This window comes from Klebsiella sp. TF21-TM, assembly GCF_019753495.1.
GTDB lineage: Bacteria > Pseudomonadota > Gammaproteobacteria > Enterobacterales > Enterobacteriaceae > Klebsiella > Klebsiella quasipneumoniae.
Window position 1 is genome coordinate 79,587 of sequence record NZ_JAIJYL010000022.1, and the last position, 19,211, is coordinate 98,797.

General features: G+C 60.3%; 22 protein-coding genes. 14 read left to right on the forward strand and 8 right to left on the reverse strand.

Annotated elements, in window-relative coordinates; all coding sequences use genetic code 11:
• Window positions 1–44: 44 nt before the first annotated feature.
• The 4 genes from K5R89_RS19465 to K5R89_RS19480 all read right to left on the reverse strand — a co-directional run bounded on the left by K5R89_RS19465 (window position 45) and on the right by K5R89_RS19480 (window position 2,219).
• Complete coding sequence (locus K5R89_RS19465; RefSeq protein ID WP_086076002.1) at window positions 45–878, reverse strand: DMT family transporter; 834 nt, start codon at window positions 876–878, stop codon at window positions 45–47.
• A gap of 66 nt (window positions 879–944) precedes the next feature.
• The gene (locus K5R89_RS19470; protein WP_049013463.1) at window positions 945–1,391 is read right to left on the reverse strand and encodes a GNAT family N-acetyltransferase; all 447 of its coding nucleotides are present in this window, start codon (window positions 1,389–1,391) and stop codon (window positions 945–947) included.
• Between the two features lie 90 nt (window positions 1,392–1,481).
• The gene (gene tisB, locus K5R89_RS19475; RefSeq protein WP_004145059.1) at window positions 1,482–1,601 is read right to left on the reverse strand and encodes a type I toxin-antitoxin system toxin TisB; all 120 of its coding nucleotides are present in this window, start codon (window positions 1,599–1,601) and stop codon (window positions 1,482–1,484) included.
• 450 nt (window positions 1,602–2,051) lie between these two features.
• Complete coding sequence (locus K5R89_RS19480; RefSeq protein ID WP_014343455.1) at window positions 2,052–2,219, reverse strand: hypothetical protein; 168 nt, start codon at window positions 2,217–2,219, stop codon at window positions 2,052–2,054.
• A gap of 12 nt (window positions 2,220–2,231) precedes the next feature.
• On the opposite strand from K5R89_RS19480, the gene ivbL reads away from it, so the two are divergent.
• From ivbL to K5R89_RS19520, 8 genes are all read left to right on the forward strand, one after another.
• The gene (gene ivbL / locus K5R89_RS19485) at window positions 2,232–2,327 is read left to right on the forward strand and encodes an ilvB operon leader peptide IvbL (protein ID WP_002923286.1); all 96 of its coding nucleotides are present in this window, start codon (window positions 2,232–2,234) and stop codon (window positions 2,325–2,327) included.
• A 104-nt stretch (window positions 2,328–2,431) separates the two neighbouring features.
• Complete coding sequence (gene ilvB / locus K5R89_RS19490; protein WP_087826927.1) at window positions 2,432–4,120, forward strand: acetolactate synthase large subunit; 1,689 nt, start codon at window positions 2,432–2,434, stop codon at window positions 4,118–4,120.
• A gap of 3 nt (window positions 4,121–4,123) precedes the next feature.
• Window positions 4,124–4,411 (forward strand): acetolactate synthase small subunit, encoded by a 288-nt coding sequence (ilvN, locus tag K5R89_RS19495; RefSeq protein ID WP_017899675.1) that lies wholly within the window; start codon window positions 4,124–4,126, stop codon window positions 4,409–4,411.
• Window positions 4,412–4,561: 150 nt separating this feature from the next.
• Window positions 4,562–5,155, forward strand: a complete 594-nt coding sequence (gene uhpA / locus K5R89_RS19500) for a transcriptional regulator UhpA (protein WP_049013464.1) — start codon at window positions 4,562–4,564, stop codon at window positions 5,153–5,155.
• Window positions 5,156–5,172: 17 nt separating this feature from the next.
• Window positions 5,173–6,654, forward strand: coding sequence for a signal transduction histidine-protein kinase/phosphatase UhpB (uhpB, locus tag K5R89_RS19505; RefSeq protein WP_179207792.1), 1,482 nt, complete (start codon window positions 5,173–5,175; stop codon window positions 6,652–6,654).
• Between the two features lie 11 nt (window positions 6,655–6,665).
• Window positions 6,666–7,994, forward strand: a complete 1,329-nt coding sequence (locus K5R89_RS19510) for an MFS transporter (protein ID WP_087826925.1) — start codon at window positions 6,666–6,668, stop codon at window positions 7,992–7,994.
• Window positions 7,995–8,139: 145 nt separating this feature from the next.
• Complete coding sequence (uhpT, locus tag K5R89_RS19515; RefSeq protein WP_004202242.1) at window positions 8,140–9,531, forward strand: hexose-6-phosphate:phosphate antiporter; 1,392 nt, start codon at window positions 8,140–8,142, stop codon at window positions 9,529–9,531.
• Between the two features lie 136 nt (window positions 9,532–9,667).
• Window positions 9,668–10,120: a DUF1198 family protein gene (locus K5R89_RS19520; RefSeq protein ID WP_004901545.1), complete on the forward strand. Its 453-nt coding sequence runs from the start codon at window positions 9,668–9,670 to the stop codon at window positions 10,118–10,120.
• A 90-nt stretch (window positions 10,121–10,210) separates the two neighbouring features.
• On the opposite strand, the gene K5R89_RS19525 is transcribed toward K5R89_RS19520, so the two are convergent.
• Complete coding sequence (locus K5R89_RS19525) at window positions 10,211–10,534, reverse strand: DNA-binding transcriptional regulator (RefSeq protein ID WP_044525085.1); 324 nt, start codon at window positions 10,532–10,534, stop codon at window positions 10,211–10,213.
• Window positions 10,518–10,877 (reverse strand): type II toxin-antitoxin system RelE/ParE family toxin, encoded by a 360-nt coding sequence (locus K5R89_RS19530; RefSeq protein ID WP_032454415.1) that lies wholly within the window; start codon window positions 10,875–10,877, stop codon window positions 10,518–10,520. The genes K5R89_RS19525 and K5R89_RS19530 overlap by 17 nt, the downstream gene beginning before the upstream one ends.
• 211 nt (window positions 10,878–11,088) lie before the next feature.
• Between K5R89_RS19530 and nepI the strand changes: the two genes are divergently transcribed.
• Window positions 11,089–12,282: a purine ribonucleoside efflux pump NepI gene (gene nepI, locus K5R89_RS19535; protein ID WP_217259542.1), complete on the forward strand. Its 1,194-nt coding sequence runs from the start codon at window positions 11,089–11,091 to the stop codon at window positions 12,280–12,282.
• Here the strand turns inward: nepI and phnX are convergent.
• Window positions 12,279–13,088, reverse strand: a complete 810-nt coding sequence (gene phnX / locus K5R89_RS19540) for a phosphonoacetaldehyde hydrolase (RefSeq protein WP_044525083.1) — start codon at window positions 13,086–13,088, stop codon at window positions 12,279–12,281. The two genes, nepI and phnX, sit on opposite strands and share 4 nt — an antisense overlap.
• 8 nt (window positions 13,089–13,096) lie before the next feature.
• Window positions 13,097–14,200 (reverse strand): 2-aminoethylphosphonate--pyruvate transaminase, encoded by a 1,104-nt coding sequence (phnW, locus tag K5R89_RS19545; protein ID WP_217259543.1) that lies wholly within the window; start codon window positions 14,198–14,200, stop codon window positions 13,097–13,099.
• Window positions 14,201–14,341: 141 nt separating this feature from the next.
• Here phnW and phnR point away from each other — a divergent pair, with 141 nt between their 5' ends.
• From phnR to phnV, 5 genes are all read left to right on the forward strand, one after another.
• Window positions 14,342–15,061 carry a phosphonate utilization transcriptional regulator PhnR gene (gene phnR, locus K5R89_RS19550; protein WP_023291430.1) on the forward strand — a complete coding sequence of 240 codons (720 nt, stop codon included), beginning with the start codon at window positions 14,342–14,344 and terminating at the stop codon, window positions 15,059–15,061.
• A 176-nt stretch (window positions 15,062–15,237) separates the two neighbouring features.
• Window positions 15,238–16,251, forward strand: coding sequence for a 2-aminoethylphosphonate ABC transporter substrate-binding protein (phnS, locus tag K5R89_RS19555; protein ID WP_023291429.1), 1,014 nt, complete (start codon window positions 15,238–15,240; stop codon window positions 16,249–16,251).
• Window positions 16,252–16,256: 5 nt separating this feature from the next.
• Window positions 16,257–17,369, forward strand: a complete 1,113-nt coding sequence (gene phnT, locus K5R89_RS19560; protein ID WP_032454410.1) for a 2-aminoethylphosphonate ABC transport system ATP-binding subunit PhnT — start codon at window positions 16,257–16,259, stop codon at window positions 17,367–17,369.
• Entirely contained in the window at window positions 17,369–18,229 is an 861-nt protein-coding gene (gene phnU / locus K5R89_RS19565; protein ID WP_044525080.1) for a 2-aminoethylphosphonate ABC transporter permease subunit, read from the forward strand. Before phnT ends, phnU begins: the two co-directional genes overlap by 1 nt.
• A 2-nt stretch (window positions 18,230–18,231) precedes the next feature.
• On the forward strand, window positions 18,232–19,029 hold the full coding sequence (phnV, locus tag K5R89_RS19570) for a 2-aminoethylphosphonate ABC transport system, membrane component PhnV (protein ID WP_044525079.1): 798 nt from the start codon (window positions 18,232–18,234) through the stop codon (window positions 19,027–19,029).
• Window positions 19,030–19,211: the final 182 nt, after the last annotated feature.

The window sequence follows — 19,211 nt, forward strand, 5'->3', positions numbered from 1 at the left end:
CAGATTATGTAAACAGGAACGGCAACTAATGTTGCCATTTCAGGTTACGCGAGGCGCAGGAGGATCGCCCCGGCGGCAATCCCGCAGGCGGCGACGATGCGCAGCGGCATCAGTTGCTCTTTCAGTACGATAAACGCGATCAGCGCGCCGAACAAAATGGAGGTTTCACGCAGCGCGGCGACCACCGCCAGCGGCGCCTGGGTCATCGCCCACAGCGCCAGGCCGTAGGAGCCCATGGTGCCGATCCCGCCGAGGATACCTTTTCGCCAGTGCAGGCGCAGATAGCGGCTGGCTTCAGCGCGGCGGGTCATCATTGCCCAGCTTAGCAGGCAGAAGCCGTTCATAAAAAAGGTCCACAGGGTGTAGCCCAGCGCCGAGCCCGCCAGCCGGACGCCGGTGCCATCCACCAGCGTATAGCCGGCGATAAAGCAGGCGTTGATCAGCGCCAGTACGATGCCTTTGCGGGAGCTGGCGCGGCCGTTAAAGGCCATCGCCAGAATGGCCAGGCAGATGACGCCGATGCCCAGCCAGGCCAGCGGCGATAAACGATCGCCGAGAAACAGCACGCTTATCGCCGCCACCAGCAACGGGGCAGTCCCCCGCATCAGCGGATAGGTCTGGCTCATATCCGACACCTGATAGGTCTTCGCCACCAGCACCGTATACACCACCTGTAACGCGCACGACGCCAGCAGATAGGGGGCGCTGGCCAGCGTGGGCTGCGGGGCAAAGGGCAGCATCACCAGGGCGAGCAGCGCGGCCGAGCCGCTGACGCCGATCGCCGCGTACATTTTATCGCCGCTGGCTTTGACAATAGCGTTCCAGCTGGCGTGCAGCAGGGCGGCGAACAGCAAAATGCAGAATACGGTGAGGGTCATCGCAGACAGGTTCAACAGTGAAGGTCACCGGACTGTAACACGCGCCCGCGCTGCCAGCCAGCGGGGCTACAGCGAACAAAACAGGCGATGCGTCACCCGCGGTTCATCGTACACCGGGCGAAAGCCAAGTCTTTCATAAAAGGGCCAGGCCTGCGCCGGAGCGTGGGTGTTGAGAAAATCGAACCAGGCGCTGGAGTGGGTGATAACCGAGACCAGCAGCTGCTGGCCGATCCCCCGGCGGCGGTAGCGCTCGCTGATGTAGAGGTGGCGAATACGCCCGGCCCGCGGCTGGGGGCTGAAGGGATCGCTATTGATGCCGCATACCCCAACCAGCTGGTGATTCACGAAGGCGCCCAGCAGCGTTTCGCCCGGCGCGTTAAAGCGGTTTTTGCCGCTCTGCCAGTTTTCCGCCAGGCGGCGCAGCATATTGAAATGCTGTTCAAGGCTTTCGGTGCGCAGCGCCGCGAACCCCGGGGCATCCGGCGTCGTGGCGGCAATTAACAGGGGTGGCATAGCTTCCTCCATCAAGTCATCCCGGGACGCCCGGCGGGCGCCTGCAGGGGGGCGGTTTCCCGCCCCCCTCAGGTGCGACTTGAACCTGAATCAGCGGAACTGTTTCAGGACTGCATCAAGTAGTTGCAACACAGCAACCATGAGTTTCAGGATTAAAATAATAATATCCATTCCGCCCATACGCGCGTCTCCTGTGGTTAAGGAGCACAATAAGCTGACGTACCTTTCCGCTGCCCGTTGTCAGCTTATCCCTGCCTGTCGCCGGCGGCGTCGCCCTGGCCTGTGGTGGTTCCTTCCGTGGACGGCTTCCCGGCCCGCCGCCTGCAACGACAGGGGTGCGCAGCGCTGAACCACGCGTTGCCGCGCGGGCCAGTGACTGCACGTTGTTGACGTAACACAGTGTGCTCTCTCGGGGTTAAGGCACTGACGGCACCACCCGTTTCAGCCAGGACTTCGTTGCGCCGGTCAAACTTGCGGCCCCCGAATGGCACACCGTGAACACACCCAGTATAGATAAATACTGTATGGATGAACAGTATTTTTTGGACAAATCCGCCGCGCTATCCCATACTCTATGACAGAGAAAAACCGACCTTAAATTGCGCGAACTGCAGCGATCGCGTATACTTTTGGCGTTGACGTAATACAGTGTGCTTGCGGCTACCACCTGTAACCATGCTGATAAAAACCTCGCTCCGGCGGGGTTTTTTGTTTTCTGCCCTTTTGCGCCGAACTGTGATCTTTCGCGCAAATTTTCGTGGATGAAAATAAATCCATTGTGAAAACGTAAAACCTGTGTTTGTATAAATTCAGCTTATTTTTCGACACAACAGGTCCCTAATGAACGCAACCCTGATCGCTTCGACCCTACTAAAAACCGCGCCAGCCGCGGTGGTCGTCGTGTCTGTGGTGGTCGTCGTCGGCAATGCGCCGTAGGGTCCGGAACAACACGAATTCCAAACCCCGCCGGCGCAAACCGAGCGGGGTTTTTTGTTGGCGAGCCCCCCGGTAAAGTCGGCCCAGAAGAAAAGGACTGGAGCATGGCAAGTTCGGGCACCACATCAAACACAATGCGCTTTACCGGCGCGCAGCTGGTTGTTCATTTACTGGAACGCCAGGGTATCACTATGGTTAGCGGCATTCCGGGCGGCTCCATCCTGCCTATCTACGATGCCTTAAGCCAGAGCACGCAGATCCGCCACATCCTGGCGCGCCACGAGCAGGGCGCGGGCTTTATCGCCCAGGGGATGGCGCGTACCGAAGGCAAACCGGCGGTCTGTATGGCCTGCAGCGGCCCGGGGGCGACGAACCTGGTGACGGCGATCGCCGATGCCCGCCTGGATTCGATTCCGCTGGTCTGCATCACCGGCCAGGTGCCGGCATCGATGATCGGCACCGACGCCTTCCAGGAAGTGGACACCTACGGCATCTCTATCCCCATCACCAAACATAACTATCTGGTGCGCGACATCGCCGAGCTGCCGCAGGTGATCAGCGACGCCTTCCGTATTGCTCAGTCCGGGCGTCCCGGGCCGGTGTGGATAGACATTCCTAAGGACGTACAGTCGGCGACCATTGAGCTGGAAACGCTGCCGGAGCCGGGCGAGTGCGCCGCAGCGCCGGCATTCGCCCCCGAAAGCGTGCGCGAAGCGGCGGCGATGATCAACGCGGCGAAGCGTCCGGTGCTCTATCTGGGCGGCGGGGTGATTAACGCGCCGCAGGAGATCCGTGAGCTGGCGGAAAAAGCCAACCTGCCGACCACCATGACCCTGATGGCGCTGGGCATGCTGCCGAAGGCGCACCCGCTGTCGCTGGGGATGCTGGGCATGCATGGTGCGCGCAGCACCAACTTCATTCTGCAGGAAGCGGATTTACTGATTGTTTTAGGCGCGCGTTTTGATGACCGGGCGATTGGCAAGACCGAGCAGTTCTGCCCGAACGCGAAGATTATTCACGTCGATATCGACCGCGCCGAGCTGGGCAAAATTAAGCAACCGCACGTGGCGATTCAGGGCGATGTGGCGGAAGTCTTAGCCCAGCTGAACCCGCAGGTTGAGGCACAGCCGCGCGAGGAGTGGCGCCAGCTGGTGGCCGACTTGCAGCGCGAATTCCCCTGCGCCATCCCGCAGGAAAGCGACCCGCTCTCCCATTATGGCCTGATTAACGCCGTGGCCGCCTGCGTGGATGATGAAGCGATCATCACCACCGACGTAGGCCAGCACCAGATGTGGACGGCGCAGGCCTACCCGCTCAACCGTCCGCGCCAGTGGCTGACCTCCGGCGGTCTTGGCACCATGGGCTTCGGCCTGCCGGCGGCGATCGGCGCGGCGCTGGCGAATCCGCAGCGCAAGGTTATCTGCTTCTCCGGCGACGGCAGCCTGATGATGAATATTCAGGAGATGGCCACCGCCGCTGAAAATCAGCTGGATGTAAAAATTATCCTGCTGAACAACGAAGCGCTGGGGCTGGTGCATCAGCAGCAGAGCCTGTTCTATCAGCAGGGGGTTTTTGCCGCCACCTATCCGGGGATGATTAACTTTATGCAGATTGCCGCCGGTTTTGGCCTGCAAACCTGTGATTTAAATAACGAAGCCGATCCGCAGGCGGCGCTGCAGGCGATCATCGACCGTCCGGGGCCGGCGCTGATCCACGTGCGCATCGACGCGCAGCAGAAAGTGTATCCGATGGTACCGCCGGGTGCGGCTAATACTGAAATGGTGGGGGAATAAGCCATGCAAAAACACTGTGATAACGTCATCCTGGAACTCACCGTCCGCAACCACCCCGGCGTCATGACCCACGTCTGCGGGCTTTTTGCCCGCCGCGCGTTTAACGTCGAAGGTATTCTCTGTCTACCGATTCAGGGCAGCGAACACAGCCGCATCTGGCTGCTGGTGAACGACGATCAGCGTCTCGGGCAGATGATTAGCCAGATTGAAAAGCTGGAAGATGTCACCAAAGTGGCGCGTAACCAGTCCGATCCCACCATGTTTAACAAAATTGCGGTGTTCTTCGAGTAACGCTCAAGGCTTGAACAGCTAGGCGCTTACCGCTAAGGTAAGCGCCTTTGCCGGATGGCGCTGCGCTAATCCGGCCTACAGGGAGTGAATCCGTAGGCCGGATAAGGCGTTTACGCCGCCATCCGGCGCTTTCAGGCACCAGGAAACACCATGACCACCATCGCCCTTATTGACGATCATTTGATTGTCCGCTCCGGCTTTGCTCAGCTGCTGGGGCTGGAAACTGATTTTCAGGTTGTCGCCGAATTTGGCAGCGGCCGCGAGGCGCTGGCGGGGTTGCCGGGGCGCGGCGTTCAGATCTGTATCTGCGATATCTCGATGCCGGATATTTCCGGGCTGGAGCTGCTCAGCCAGCTGCCGAAGGGGATGGCGACCATTATGCTGTCGGTGCACGACAGCCCGGCGCTGGTCGAGCAGGCGCTCAACGCCGGCGCGCGCGGCTTTCTGTCGAAACGCTGCAGCCCGGACGAACTTATCGCCGCGGTGCGCACGGTGGCGGCGGGCGGCTGCTATCTCACGCCGGATATCGCCATGAAGCTGGCCGCCGGGCGTCAGGATCCGCTCACCAAACGCGAACGTCAGGTGGCGGAAAAGCTGGCGCAGGGCATGGCGGTAAAAGAGATCGCCGCTGAGCTCGGGCTGTCGCCGAAAACCGTCCACGTTCACCGCGCCAACCTGCTGGAAAAGCTGGGCGTCAGCAATGACGTCGAGCTGGCGCGCCGCATGTTTGACAGCTGGCAATGAAGACCTTACTCCCGCGCCTGCTGTCGGTGATCGGCTGCGCCTTTATCTTCGCCGCCGCCTGGTTTTGTCTGTGGAGCATCAGCCTGCATCTGGTGGAGCGCGCCGATCTGGCGGTGCTGCTGTTCCCCTTCGGCCTGCGGCTGGGGCTGATGCTCCAGTGCCCGCGCGGCTACTGGCCGGTGCTGCTGGGAAGCGAGTGGCTGCTGATCTTCTGGCTGACGCAGGAAGTGGCGCTGGCGCATCCGATAATATTGATGACCGGAAGCCTGCTGACCCTCCTGCCGGTGGCGCTGATCTCGCGATATCGCCAGCAGCGCGACTGGCTGACGCTTCTGCGTCAGGGCGGGGCGTTAATGGCCGCCGCGCTGCTGCAATCGCTGCCCTGGCTGGCGGAGGGGGACGAGGGGCTTAACGCCCTGCTGTTGACGCTCACCGGCGGCCTGACCCTGGCGCCGACCTGTCTGGTGTTCTGGCACTACCTCACCAGCACCGTCTGGCGGCCGCTGGGGCCGTCGCTGGTGGCGCAGCCGGTAAACTGGCGCGGGCGGCATCTGATCTGGTATCTGCTGTTATTCACCATAAGCCTGTGGCTGCAGCTTGGGCTGCCCGCCGAGCTCTCCCGCTTTACCCCGTTTTGCCTCGCGCTGCCGATTATCGCTCTGGCCTGGCACTACGGCTGGCAGGGAGCGCTGATCGCTACGCTGATGAACGCGATCGCCCTGATTGCCAGCCAGACCTGGCACGATCACCCCGTCGATCTCCTGCTTTCGCTGCTGGCGCAGAGCCTCACCGGGCTACTGCTGGGGGCGGGGATCCAGCGATTGCGCGAGCTGAACCAGTCGCTACAGAGCGAGCTGGCGCGCAATCGGCGGCTGGCGGATCGTCTGCTGGAGACTGAAGAGAGCGTGCGCCGCGACGTTGCCCGCGAGCTCCACGATGATATCGGGCAGACCATCACGGCAATACGCACCCAGGCGGGGATCGTCCAGCGGCTGGCGCCGGACAACGCCAGCGTTCGCCAGAGCGGCCAATTGATTGAACACCTGTCGCTAGGGGTGTATGACTCGGTGCGTCGCCTGCTGGGTCGTCTTCGTCCGCGCCAGCTTGACGACCTGCCGCTGGAGCAGGCGGTACGTTCTCTGATGCGCGAAATGGAGCTGGAGGACCGCGGCATCGTCAGCCATCTCGACTGGCGGATTAACGAGGCGGAGCTGAGTGAAAACCAGCGCGTGACCCTGTTCCGCGTCTGCCAGGAGGGACTGAACAATATCGTCAAGCATGCCAGCGCCAGCGCCGTGACCCTGCAGGGCTGGCAGCAGGAGGAGCGACTGATGCTGGTGCTGGAGGATGACGGCTGCGGCCTGCCGCCGGGCTCCAGCGCGCAGGGGTTCGGTCTGACCGGCATGCGCGAGCGCGTGACCGCCCTGGGGGGCACGCTGACGATCTCCTGCACCCACGGTACCCGGGTGTGCGTCAATCTACCGCTGCGTTACGCCTGAGAGGATCGCCGATGTTCGCCTTTTTAAAAGCCCCGCCTGACGCTGCGCCGATTAGCGATAAACGCGAGCTTGATGCGCGTTATCGCTACTGGCGTCGCCATATCCTGTTGACCATCTGGCTGGGCTACGCGCTGTTCTATTTCACCCGCAAAAGCTTTAACGCCGCGGTTCCTGATATTCTCGCCAGCAACGTGCTGACCCGCAGCGATATCGGTCTGCTGGCCACGCTGTTCTACATCACCTACGGACTGTCGAAATTTTTCTCCGGTATCGTCAGCGACCGCTCCGACGCCCGCTATTTTATGGGGCTGGGGCTTATCGCCACCGGGGTGGTGAATATTCTGTTCGGTTTTTCTTCCTCACTGTGGGCCTTTGCCCTGCTGTGGGCGCTGAACGCCTTCTTCCAGGGGTGGGGCTCGCCGGTCTGCGCCCGGCTGCTGACGGCCTGGTATTCACGCACCGAACGCGGCGGCTGGTGGGCGCTGTGGAATACGGCGCATAACGTGGGCGGCGCGCTGATCCCGATGGTGGTGGGAGCGGCGGCGCTACATTACGGCTGGCGCGCGGGGATGACCATCGCCGGGGGCCTGGCGATCCTCGCCGGAGTATACCTGTGCTGGCGGCTGCGGGATCGTCCGCAGGCGGTGGGGCTGCCCGCCGTCGGCGACTGGCGTCACGATGCGCTGGAGATTGCCCAGCAGCAGGAGGGCGCCGGACTGACGCGTAAAGAAATCCTCACCCGCTACGTGCTGGCCAACCCCTATATCTGGCTGCTGTCGCTGTGCTATGTGCTGGTGTACGTGGTGCGGGCGGCGATTAACGACTGGGGCAATCTGTATATGTCGGAGACGCTTGGCGTCGATCTGGTGACCGCTAACTCGGCGGTGACCATGTTCGAGCTGGGCGGATTTATCGGCGCGCTGGTGGCGGGGTGGGGCTCGGATAAGCTGTTTAACGGCAATCGCGGGCCGATGAACCTGATCTTCGCCGCCGGAATTTTGCTGTCGGTTGGCGGCCTGTGGCTGATGCCGTTCGCCAGCTACGTGATGCAGGCGGCCTGCTTCTTCACCACCGGTTTCTTCGTCTTCGGCCCGCAGATGCTGATCGGCATGGCGGCGGCGGAGTGTTCGCATAAAGAGGCCGCCGGGGCGGCCACCGGGTTTGTCGGCCTGTTCGCGTATCTTGGCGCGTCGCTTTCCGGCTGGCCGCTGGCGCAGGTAATGGATATCTGGCACTGGACCGGATTCTTCGTGGCGATCGCGATTGCCGCCGGCATTTCCGCGCTGCTGCTGCTGCCTTTCTTAAACGCCCAGGCGCCGCGCGCGGCCAGTGAAGCGTGATGCATCTCACTCTTTCGCCGCGAATGGGGCAAAACTAGGAAATTTTCCCGGTTTCACCTGGACGCCGTCTCAGGCCAGACGGCGCGCTGATTTTTACAATGCCTGGCTATGACGCAGGCATAAAAAATCAGCTCAGGAGATACCCATGCTGGCCTTTCTGAATCAGGTTCGTAAGCCGACCCTGGATCTGCCGCTCGACGTGCGGCGCAAAATGTGGTTCAAACCTTTCATGCAGTCCTATCTGGTGGTCTTCATCGGCTACCTGACCATGTATCTGATCCGCAAGAACTTTAATATTGCGCAGAACGACATGATCTCCACTTACGGGTTGAGCATGACGCAGCTGGGGATGATTGGCCTGGGCTTCTCCATTACCTACGGCGTAGGGAAAACCCTGGTTTCCTACTATGCCGATGGCAAAAACACCAAGCAGTTCCTGCCGTTTATGCTGATCCTCTCCGCCATCTGCATGCTGGGCTTTAGCGCCAGCATGGGCGCGGGTTCCACCAGTCTGTTCCTGATGATCGCCTTCTATGCGCTGAGCGGTTTTTTCCAGAGCACCGGCGGCTCGTGCAGTTATTCCACCATCACCAAGTGGACGCCTCGCCGTAAGCGCGGCACCTTCCTCGGCTTCTGGAATATCTCTCACAACCTCGGCGGCGCCGGCGCGGCGGGCGTGGCGCTGTTTGGCGCCAACTACCTGTTCGACGGCCACGTTATCGGCATGTTTATCTTCCCGTCGATTATTGCGTTAATCGTCGGCTTTATTGGCCTGCGCTATGGTAGCGACTCCCCGGAATCCTATGGCCTCGGCACGGCGGAAGAGCTGTTTGGCGAAGCGATCAGCGAAGAGGATAAAGAGACCGAAGAAAACGCGATGACCAAGTGGCAGATCTTTGTTGAGTACGTGCTGAAAAACAAAGTGATCTGGCTGCTGTGCTTCTCCAATATCTTCCTCTACGTGGTGCGTATTGGTATCGATCAGTGGTCCACCGTGTATGCCTTCCAGGAGCTGAAGCTGTCTAAAGAGGTGGCGATTCAGGGCTTTACCCTGTTTGAAGTCGGCGCCCTGGTTGGCACGCTGCTGTGGGGCTGGTTGTCGGACCTGGCCAACGGCCGCCGCGCGCTGGTGGCCTGCATCGCGCTGGCGCTGATTATCGCCACCCTCGGCGTTTATCAACATGCCAGCAACCAGTACGTCTATCTGGCCTCGCTGTTTGCGCTGGGCTTCCTGGTGTTTGGTCCACAGCTGCTGATCGGCGTCGCCGCCGTCGGTTTCGTACCGAAAAAAGCGATCGGCGCCGCCGATGGGATCAAGGGCACTTTCGCCTATCTGATCGGCGATAGCTTCGCCAAGCTGGGCCTCGGGATGATCGCCGACGGCACGCCGGTCTTCGGTCTCACCGGCTGGGCCGGCACCTTTGCGGCGCTGGACGCCGCCGCCATCGGCTGTATCTGCCTGATGGCCATCGTGGCTATCTTCGAAGAGCGTAAAATTCGCCGCGAGAAAAAGAATCGCATTTTGCAGACCGCCTGATTCACCAGGTATTGGGTAACCTTGCCCGGCCTTCGCGCCGGGCTTTTTTATTTCTTGCGCATTATGCCAGGTCCGGCAGTCGACAGCAGGCAAATTCCCATTATGATAGTCAGGCTGCGATTGGATGAGAGGATGCATGATCTGGATAGGACTGGCCACCCTGGTAGTGGTGTTTGTTGTGGGATTTCGGGTGCTTACCTCTGATTCACGCCGCGCGATCCGCCGCCTGAGCGAACGCCTTGGCATTACGCCCGTCCCGCTGGAATCGATGATCGATCAGCTGGGTAAAACCGCCGGCAATGAGTATTTGCGTTACCTGGAACGGCCGAATGAAGCGCATCTGCAGAATGCCGCGCAGGTGCTGCTGATCTGGCAGGTTGCGATTGTCGACGCCAGCGAAAAAAACCTGCATTACTGGTATCGCCTGATGCAAAAAGCGCGTTTAGCGGCGCCGATCACCGACGCGCAAATCCGCCTTGCGCAAGGGTTTCTGCGCGAGCTGGATCCGGATGTGAGCGATTTGCATAACCTTCAGCAGCGCTATAACGACCTGTTTCTCCCGGAAGACGGCGTGCACTGGTTGCACTGATATCATTGTTATCCGGCCTGTGGTTCAAAACCATATCTCCCTTACGTTCCTTGTAGGCCGGATAAGCGTAAGCGCCATCCGGCAGAATAACTACAGTAGGATTTTCAGGCCGTGTTTTTGTACGACGCTAAGCAATTTTAATGACGTTCCGCTCGGTCGTTTAGCGCCAGTCTCCCATTTTTGCACGGTAGACACACTGGTATTCAGATAACGAGCGAACACGGGTTGGCTAACATTGAGTTGTTCACGTAGCGCTTTAATTTCAATGGGTTGAAGTGCGGCTACGCTACCGAGACATGATTCATCAAAATGGCGCATTGTTTCCTGTGGGATTGCGCCAACGCTGAATAGCCCCGACGCAGCGCTATGGATCGCTTCGAAAGCCGGGCTTTTGTATTTATTTTTTGCTGTCATCGCAAATCTCCACCAATTCTTTACTTTTAACTAAGGCCGTCGTTTTCTCTTCAGAGAGATTGGCATAGTGTTTTGCTAACTCACGAAACCCCATTAATTCGCGATGGTTGATATTGGCCATATCCTGTTTGGCATATAGAAAGGTATAAAACCAATACCCTGCGCTTTTGGTAAGGATGATTGCGCGATCGCGATTCTTGTTGAGTCGCTTTTTATAAACCCCTCCTCCTAAATCAACCACTTTGCCCTGAAGCGCAGATTGAATTGCCTGATAGAGCTCGTCGTCGGAAATGCCATGAGAGCTAGCCTCTCTGGCGAACCATTTGGTTTTAAAGATACGCATTGCTGACATCCTGTCGTTAAAAGTATAGCACATAGTGCTACATTAAATTCTCCTGAGATTTGTTAAAGCGATAGCAAGCATCGTTTTTTTAAACATGCGAGCAGCTACGCATCCTCTTATGAAAAGCGAGAAGAGTTGCGAAAACGTTAAATGCGTCACAAACAAAATGTTACACTGCGCAGCTTTCCGCCACTTTCTTCGCAGGTCACTCATGAGTCATTCAAATGAAGCCAAAACCCACGCACGCGAGCTCGCGCGACCAAACTGGTCGGCAGTTTTCGCGGTTGCTTTCTGCGTCGCCTGCCTGATTACCGTCGAATTTCTACCGGTCAGTCTGCTGACGCCGATGGCGCTGGATTTAGGCATCTCCGAAGGGATGGCCGGGCAGTCGGTGACGACGACGGCGTTCGTCGCGATGTTTTCCAGCCTGTTTATCACCTCCGTCATTGGCAAAACCGATCGCCGCTACGTGGTGATCCTCTTTTCGCTGCTGCTGACCCTTTCCTGCCTGTTGGTGTCCTTTGCCGATAGCTTCACCCTGCTGCTGCTGGGACGCGCCTGTCTGGGGCTGGCGCTCGGCGGTTTCTGGGCGATGTCAGCCTCGCTGACCATGCGTCTGGTGCCGATGCGCGTGGTGCCGAAAGCGCTGTCGATTATCTTCGGCGCGGTATCCATCGCGCTGGTGATCGCCGCCCCGTTGGGCAGTTTTCTTGGCGGGCTTATTGGCTGGCGCAACGTGTTTAACGGCGCGGCGGTGATGGGCGTGCTGTGTACGATCTGGGTGCTGAAAGCGCTGCCGTCGCTGCCGGGTGAATCGGCAGCTCAGCAGCAAAAAATGTTTGGCCTGCTGAAGCGGCCGGGGGTGATGGCCGGCATGTGCGCCATTTTCATGGCTTTTGCCGGACAGTTCGCCTTCTTTACCTATATTCGCCCGGTGTACATGACCCTCGCCGGGTTTGATGTCGATGGCCTGACGCTGGTGCTGCTGAGCTTTGGTATCGCCAGCTTCATCGGCACGTCGCTCTCCTCGGTGCTGCTCAAGCGCTCGGTGAAAGCGGCGCTGGCGATTGCGCCGCTGGTGCTGACCGCCTGCGCGGCGGCGCTGGTGCTGTGGGGGGAAAGCAAAATCGTCGCCTCGACGGTGGCGATCATCTGGGGCTTCGCGTTCGCCTTGATCCCGGTGGGGTGGTCAACGTGGATCACCCGTTCCCTCTCCGATCAGGCGGAAAAAGCCGGGTCGATTCAGGTGGCGGTGATCCAGCTGGCCAACACCTGCGGCGCCGCGGTCGGTGGCATTGCGCTTGACCATTTAGGCCTGCTGTCGCCGCTGGTGTTGTCAGGGGTATTGATGCTGTTTACCGGCCTGCTGGTGGCGGCCAAAGTGAAGGTGAATTCACCCTCTTAAGGCCGCTCGCCTTTTGCCAGCCGGGCGTTGATATCCGCAATCACCCCCGGCAGGTCCGCCAGGGTATCAACCACATAATGCGCCCCGGCGGCATACAGCTTGCCTGCCGCCCGCTCGCGACGGGTGGCGATTTCCTCTTTCGACATCGCCTGATACGCCTCCCAGGTGGCGCCAAATTCATTTCCCGACACCGCCAGGCCGACGCTCCACATCCCGGCATGTAACCCTTCGCTGATGCCCGGCGCGGCGTCGTCGACCTTCACGCAGTGGGCCACATCGTCTATGCCCAGGGCAATCACGTTCTGCAGCGCCATCCACGGCCCGGGACGCCCGCCGGCGGCAAGGTCATCGGTGGCGACCCAGTGGTCCGGGGCATAGCCCTGGGCGGCGGCGGCTGGAACCAGTTTTTCCATCACCGGGCGCGGATAGCCCGAGCAGGAGCCGATCTTCAGTCCGTCGGCGCGCAGCGCGGCGAGGGTGTCGACCACGCCGGCGATCGGAGCGGAAAAATCGACAACCTTAGCGATTTGCAGCGGCATAAACGCGGCGTAGATCGCATCGATATCAGCGGCCGTCATCGCCCGGCCAAATTTCGCCTGCCAGCGGCTGTCGACCGACGGCAGTTTGCCCAGCGCCTCAATGTGCTGCCATTTGCCAAGCCCCATCGGCACGCGGGCCTCTTCAAGGGTGATCTCAATATCGAAGGCCTGGCGGAAGGCCTCGACGAAAATTTGCGTCGGCGCGAAGGAGCCGAAGTCCACGGTGGTGCCGGCCCAGTCGAGAATGAGTGCGGTGATACGGTTCATGGCGGTTCCTATTGTTTCCAGTACATGGCGTTGTCGATGGCCGCCAGCAGGGCGGTGATGTCGGCGTCGTAGACTTCGCCGATGTTGCCGATGCGGAAGCAATCGCTTTGCGACACTTTGCCCGGATAGATCACGAAGCCCTGATCTTTCAGCTTCTGGTAGAAGGTGTGAAAGCGATACTGCGGCGCATCCGGTGAATAAAAGGCGGTAATGATCGGCGAGTGCAGGCTGTCGTCGAGCAGCGGCCGGAAGCCGAGCGCGCGCATTCCGGCTACCAGTCGGCGCTGATTGCGGGTATAGCGCTGATGGCGGGCGCTGACGCCGCCCTCCTGGGCCAGCTCTTTCAGCGCCTGGGCGAAGGCCAGCACGGTATGGGTCGGCGAGGTGAAGCGCCACTTGCCGTGGTTATCCTCCATACAGCGCCACTGGGCGTAAAGATCCAGCGACAGCGAGCGCGAGCGGCCTTTGCAGGCGGCCAGCTCCGATTCGCGGGCGATGACGAAGGCGAAGCCCGGCACGCCCTGAATGCACTTGTTGGCAGAGCTTATCAGGTAGTCAATATTCAGCGCGGCGATATCCAGCGGAATGCCGCCGAAACTGCTCATCGCATCGACGATATAGCGTTTGCCATACTCTTTCGCCAGCGCGGCCACCTCTTCAATCGGGTTGAGCATCCCGGTGGTGGTTTCGCTATGCACCATCGCGATATGGGTGATCGCCGGGTCATCCCGCAGGATCCGCGCGATCGCCGCGGCGTCCGGGCGGGCGACTTCGCCGCAGTCGTAAGGGTGGAAGGCGATACCCATCCGCTGCGCCATCTCAATCATGCGCGTGCCATAGGCGCCATTGCTGACGATCAGCACTTTGCCCTGTTCGCCGATGACGCTGCCGAGCACCGCTTCGACCGCGTAGCTGCCGCTGCCCTGCAGCAGCACCGCCGTATACCCGGCGGCCGGGGTGGCCAGCTGCACCAGCTGCTGACGAATGGTCTGTACCACCCCGAGATTGTAGTCATCATCCCAGGTGCAGCTATCGAATAACATCGCCTCTTTCACCGTGCGGGAGGTGGTTAGCGGGCCGGGGGTCAGCAGCAGGTAGTTCCGTGAAGTCATTTGTCTCACCATTTGGTCTATACCAGATTGGTATTTATCATGGAGACAAAGCCGGGGCAGGGTCAAAGGAAATGTGGCGCTGCAACAAAAAATTCATCTGGCTATGTATAATGAGCGCACCAAAAGTGGCAGCGAGTAAACATGAAATCACCCTCTGGCGAGATGCCGCAATACCTGATGATTAAGGCGCAGCTGCAGGCGCGTATTCAAAACGGCGCCCTCAAAAGCGGCGATAAATTGCCTTCCGAGCGCGAGCTGTGCGCGTTGTTCAACACGACCCGTATCACCGTGCGCGAGAGCCTGGCGCAGCTGGAGGCCAGCGGCGTGATCTACCGCGCCGACCGCCGCGGCTGGTTTGTGACGCCGGAGCGGCTGTGGCTGGATCCGACGCAGAACACCAACTTCCACAAGCTGTGTCTCGAGCAGGGACGTGAGCCGAAAACGGTGCTGCTTGATGGCCGGTTATCCGCCGTGCCGCTGGATGTGATGGCGCCGCTGGCGCTGCAGCCCTTCGATCAGGTCTACCTGCTGACCCGCCTGCGCTATGCCGACGGGCGTCCGGTGTGCTATTGCGAAAACCACTGCCTGCCGGCCCGGGTGCCGGAGCTGCTGCGCCACGATCTCAACGGCAGTCTGACCGAGATTTATCAGAGCCAGTACGACCTGATCTATACCAGTATGCATTTGTCGTTTTATCCCACCTCCATGCCGCCGCAGGCCGCAGCGGCGTTGGGGGTGATGGAGGGGCGCCCGGCGCTGCTGCTGCGCAGGCTGAATTACGATCAGCACGGGCGTATTCTTGATTACGATATCGAATACTGGCGGCATGACAGCCTACGGATCGAAGTCGATACACATTGATTTTATTGCATTAATCCTTCCCGTGTCCCCGGTGGCGTCAGCGTTAACCGGGGCTATGCCTCCCCTCGTTTTAACTCTTTCGACACACTTCTTTCATCGTTTTGTCATAAACCCCCGGTAGCGTGAAGGCAAATCTGGTCTACACCAGAATAACCTACTGCGATGAGGCTAACACGATGAAACTCTCCCGACTTGCCCTGCTGTCCCTGTTCGCGCTGACCAGCTCCCCGGTTTGGGCGGACGGCGTCGTCACGGTTTACTCCGCCGACGGCCTGCATGACGGCGATAACAGCTGGTATCAGAGCCAGTTCGACGCCTTCACCAAAGCGACGGGCATCAAAGTGCAGTATGTGGAAGGCGGCTCCGGCGCGATTGTCGAGCGTCTGGCGAAGGAGCGCACCAATCCGCAGGCCGACGTACTGGTCACGGTGCCGCCGTTTATCCAGCGCGCCGCGAAAGAGCAGCTGCTGGCCACCTTTACTCCACAGGGCAGCGCGCAGATCCCTGGCGCCAACGACCGCTATTCGCCGCTGGTGAACAACTATCTGACCTTCATCTATAACGGTCAGTTGCTGAAAACCGCGCCGGCCAGCTGGCAGGATCTGCTGGATAGCCGCTTTAAGAATAAGCTCCAGTATTCCACGCCGGGCCAGGCGGGGGACGGCACCGCGGTGATGCTGCAGGCCTTCCACAGCCTTGGCGGTAAAGACGCTGGCTTTGCCTATCTTGGCAAGCTCCAGGCCAATAACGTCGGCCCATCGGCCTCCACCGGCAAGCTGACGGCGCTGGTCAACAAAGGCGAGCTGTACGTCGCCAACGGCGATCTGCAGATGAACCTGTCGCAGATGGCGCGTAACCCGAACGTTAAAATTTTCTGGCCGGCGGATGATAACGGCGAGCGCAGCGCGCTGGCGCTGCCCTACACCATCGGGCTGGTGCAGAACGGGCCGAACAGCGAAAACGGCAAAAAGCTGATTAATTTCCTGCTGGATAAACCGGCGCAATCCAGCGTCAGCGCACGCTCCTGGGGCTTACCGGTACGCAACGACGTGGCGCCGGATGACGCTAACTTTAAGGCGGCGCAGGCGGCGCTCGACGGCGTGAAGCGCTGGGAACCCAACTGGGACGACGTTGCGCTTTCTCTCTCGGCGGATATCGCCCGCTGGCATAAAGTGACCGATAGCGAGTAAGCCTGATGTTAATGAAAACGACCGTCACGCCTTCCCCGTCGCTGGCGGGGACTTCCGGGATCACCCTGGACTCGCTGCGCGTTTCCTACCACGGCAACGTGGTCTTAAAACCGCTGTCATTGACCATTGAACCCGGTGAGGTGCTGGCGCTGATTGGCCCTTCCGGTTCCGGGAAGACCACCGTGCTGCGGGCGATTGCCGGATTTGTGCAACCGGCTGGCGGGCGGATCCTGATCGGCGACACGGACGTCACCCACCTGCCGCCTTACCAGCGCGGGCTGGCGATGGTGGTGCAGAACTACGCGCTGTTTCCCCATATGAAGGTGGAAGACAACGTCGCCTTCGGCCTGCGGGCGCAAAAGCAGCCCAGGGCGCTGATCGCCGGGCGGGTGACTGAAGCCTTAAAAATCGTTGGTATGGCGGACTACGCCACCCGCTATCCGCATCAGCTTTCCGGCGGCCAGCAGCAGCGCGTCGCGATAGCCCGCGCCATTGCCGTGCGTCCTCGGGTGTTGTTGCTTGATGAACCGCTGTCGGCGCTGGATGCGCAAATTCGTCATAACATGGTGGAAGAGATTGCCCGTCTGCACCGCGAACTGCCGGAGCTGACCATCCTCTACGTCACCCACGATCAGACCGAAGCGCTCACTCTGGCGGATAAAATCGGCATTATGAAAGACGGGTCGCTGATCGCCCATGGCGAAACGCACGAGCTGTACCACTATCCGCCGAACCGCTTTAGCGCCGAATTCCTCGGCCGCGCCAATATCCTGCAGGCGACGGCGCTGACCGATAGTCTTCAGCCGGGTCTGGTTAACGTGAGCTGCGGCGGCGGCCTGGTTAACGCCTTCAGCCGGGGCGGGCTGCATGGCAACAACAAGCTGTTATGCATTCGCCCGCAGCATATGAGCCTGGCGCCGCGATCGGCAACCAGTAATCGCCTCAACGCCACCCTGACTTCGGTACACTGGCAGGGCGATCTGACGCATCTGCTGTGCGACGTCGCGGGCGAAGCGGTGCGGATCGTCATGACTCACGTCAACCCCCTGCCGCGCGCGGGCGACAAGCTGGCGCTCTACTTCGAACCTGGCGATGCGGTTCTGATCGAGGAGCAATGATGGCGCAAACCTTAATCCTTACGCGCCCGGCGCGAAACCTGCGCCCTTACCTGTGGCTGGCGTTGCCGCTATTGGTGCTGGCGACGCTGTTTTTCTATCCGCTGTTGCTGATCGCCGAACAGGCGCTGCGCGACGCCAGCGGCAAACTGAGCCTCGAAACCTTCTGGCAGGTGATTGACTCAAAACGCTTTATTGGCGCGCTGCTCAATACCTTACAGATTGCGGTGTTCGCTACCCTTGGCTGCCTGGTGCTCGGCAGCGTTTTGGCGCTGATTCTGGTTTTTATTCCGTTCCCCGGCAGCCAGCTGATTTGCCGGGTGATCGATACTTTTATTGCGCTGCCGACCTTCCTTATCACTCTCGCGTTCACCTTTATTTACGGATCGGCGGGGCTGCTCAACGGCGCCCTGATGGCGCTGTTCGCCTTTGAACTGCCGCCGGTGGACTTCCTTTATTCGATTAACGGCGTGATCCTGGCGGAGATCACCGTCTTTACGCCGCTGGTGATGCGCCCGTTGATGGCCGGACTGCGGCAGATCGATAAGAGTCAGCTGGAAGCGGCGAGTATTCTTGGCGCTCACCCGCTGCGGGTGATGACCCAGGTTATCTTCCCGGCGGCGCTGCCGGCGCTGATGGCGGGGGGCAGCCTGTGCCTGCTGTTGACCACTAACGAGTTCGGTATCGTGCTGTTTATCGGCGCCAAAGGGGTCAATACCCTGCCGATGATGGTCTACAGCAAGGCGATTCTGGAGTCGGATTACAGCGTGGCCTGCATGATCGCGCTGATGAATATTCTGCTGTCGCTGGGGCTGTTTATGCTCTATCGGCTGGCGGCGGCGCGCACTGGCGTAAGGAGTTAACGATGTTGATTTGGTCGCGTAAAGGCCGCGCGGCGGCGGGCGCGCTGGCGGTGACGCTCTTTGCCGGCATCTTCCTGCTGCCGCTGGCGGTGATTTTGCTCTCCAGCCTGAGCCAGCAGTGGAACGGCCTGCTGCCCACCGGCTTTACCTTTGCCCACTTTGTTAACGCTTTTCGCGGCGCGGCGTGGGATTCGCTGTTTTCCAGCCTGATGGTGGGCTTCTGCGCCAGCCTGCTGGCGCTGCTGTGCGGGATGTGGGCGGCGCTGGCGCTGCGCCAGACGGGCGCGAAGCTGCAGAAATATCTTGGGGTGATGTTTTATCTGCCCAGCGCCATCCCCTCGGTTTCCGTGGGACTGGGCATTCTGGTGGCCTTCAGCCAGGGGCCGCTGCAGATGAATGGCACCTTCTTTATCGTCCTGGCGGCGCATTTCGTGCTGATCTCGGCCTTTACCTTCAGCAACGTGACCACCGGGCTGGCGCGAATTTCCGCTGATATTGAAAACGTCGCCTCCAGCCTGGGCGCTTCCCCGTGGTACCGCCTGCGCCATGTGACGCTGCCGCTGATGACGCCATGGATGATCTCGGCGCTGGCGCTGAGTTTATCGCTGTCGATGGGGGAGTTGGGAGCGACGGTGATGATCTATCCGCCGGGCTGGACCACCCTGCCGGTGACCATTTTCAGCCTGACCGATCGCGGTAATATCGCCGATGGCTCGGCGCTGACCATCGTGCTGGTGGGCGTCACGCTGCTGTTGATGATGAAGCTGGAGCGCATCGCCCGTCGTTTGTGTCAGAGATAAAGAGTGGATGTCGTCATGTGGGGCTGGCGCCTGACCGCCCGGCGGCGCTGCGCTTGCGCGGGCCTACGAGAGGAAGGTGGTTTTCTGTAGGCCGGATAAGGCATGTATGCCGCCATCCGGCATAAATGGAGCGCACCAGTCGTAGCCCGGCTAAGCGTAGCGCCAGCCGGGAACGCTCCTTC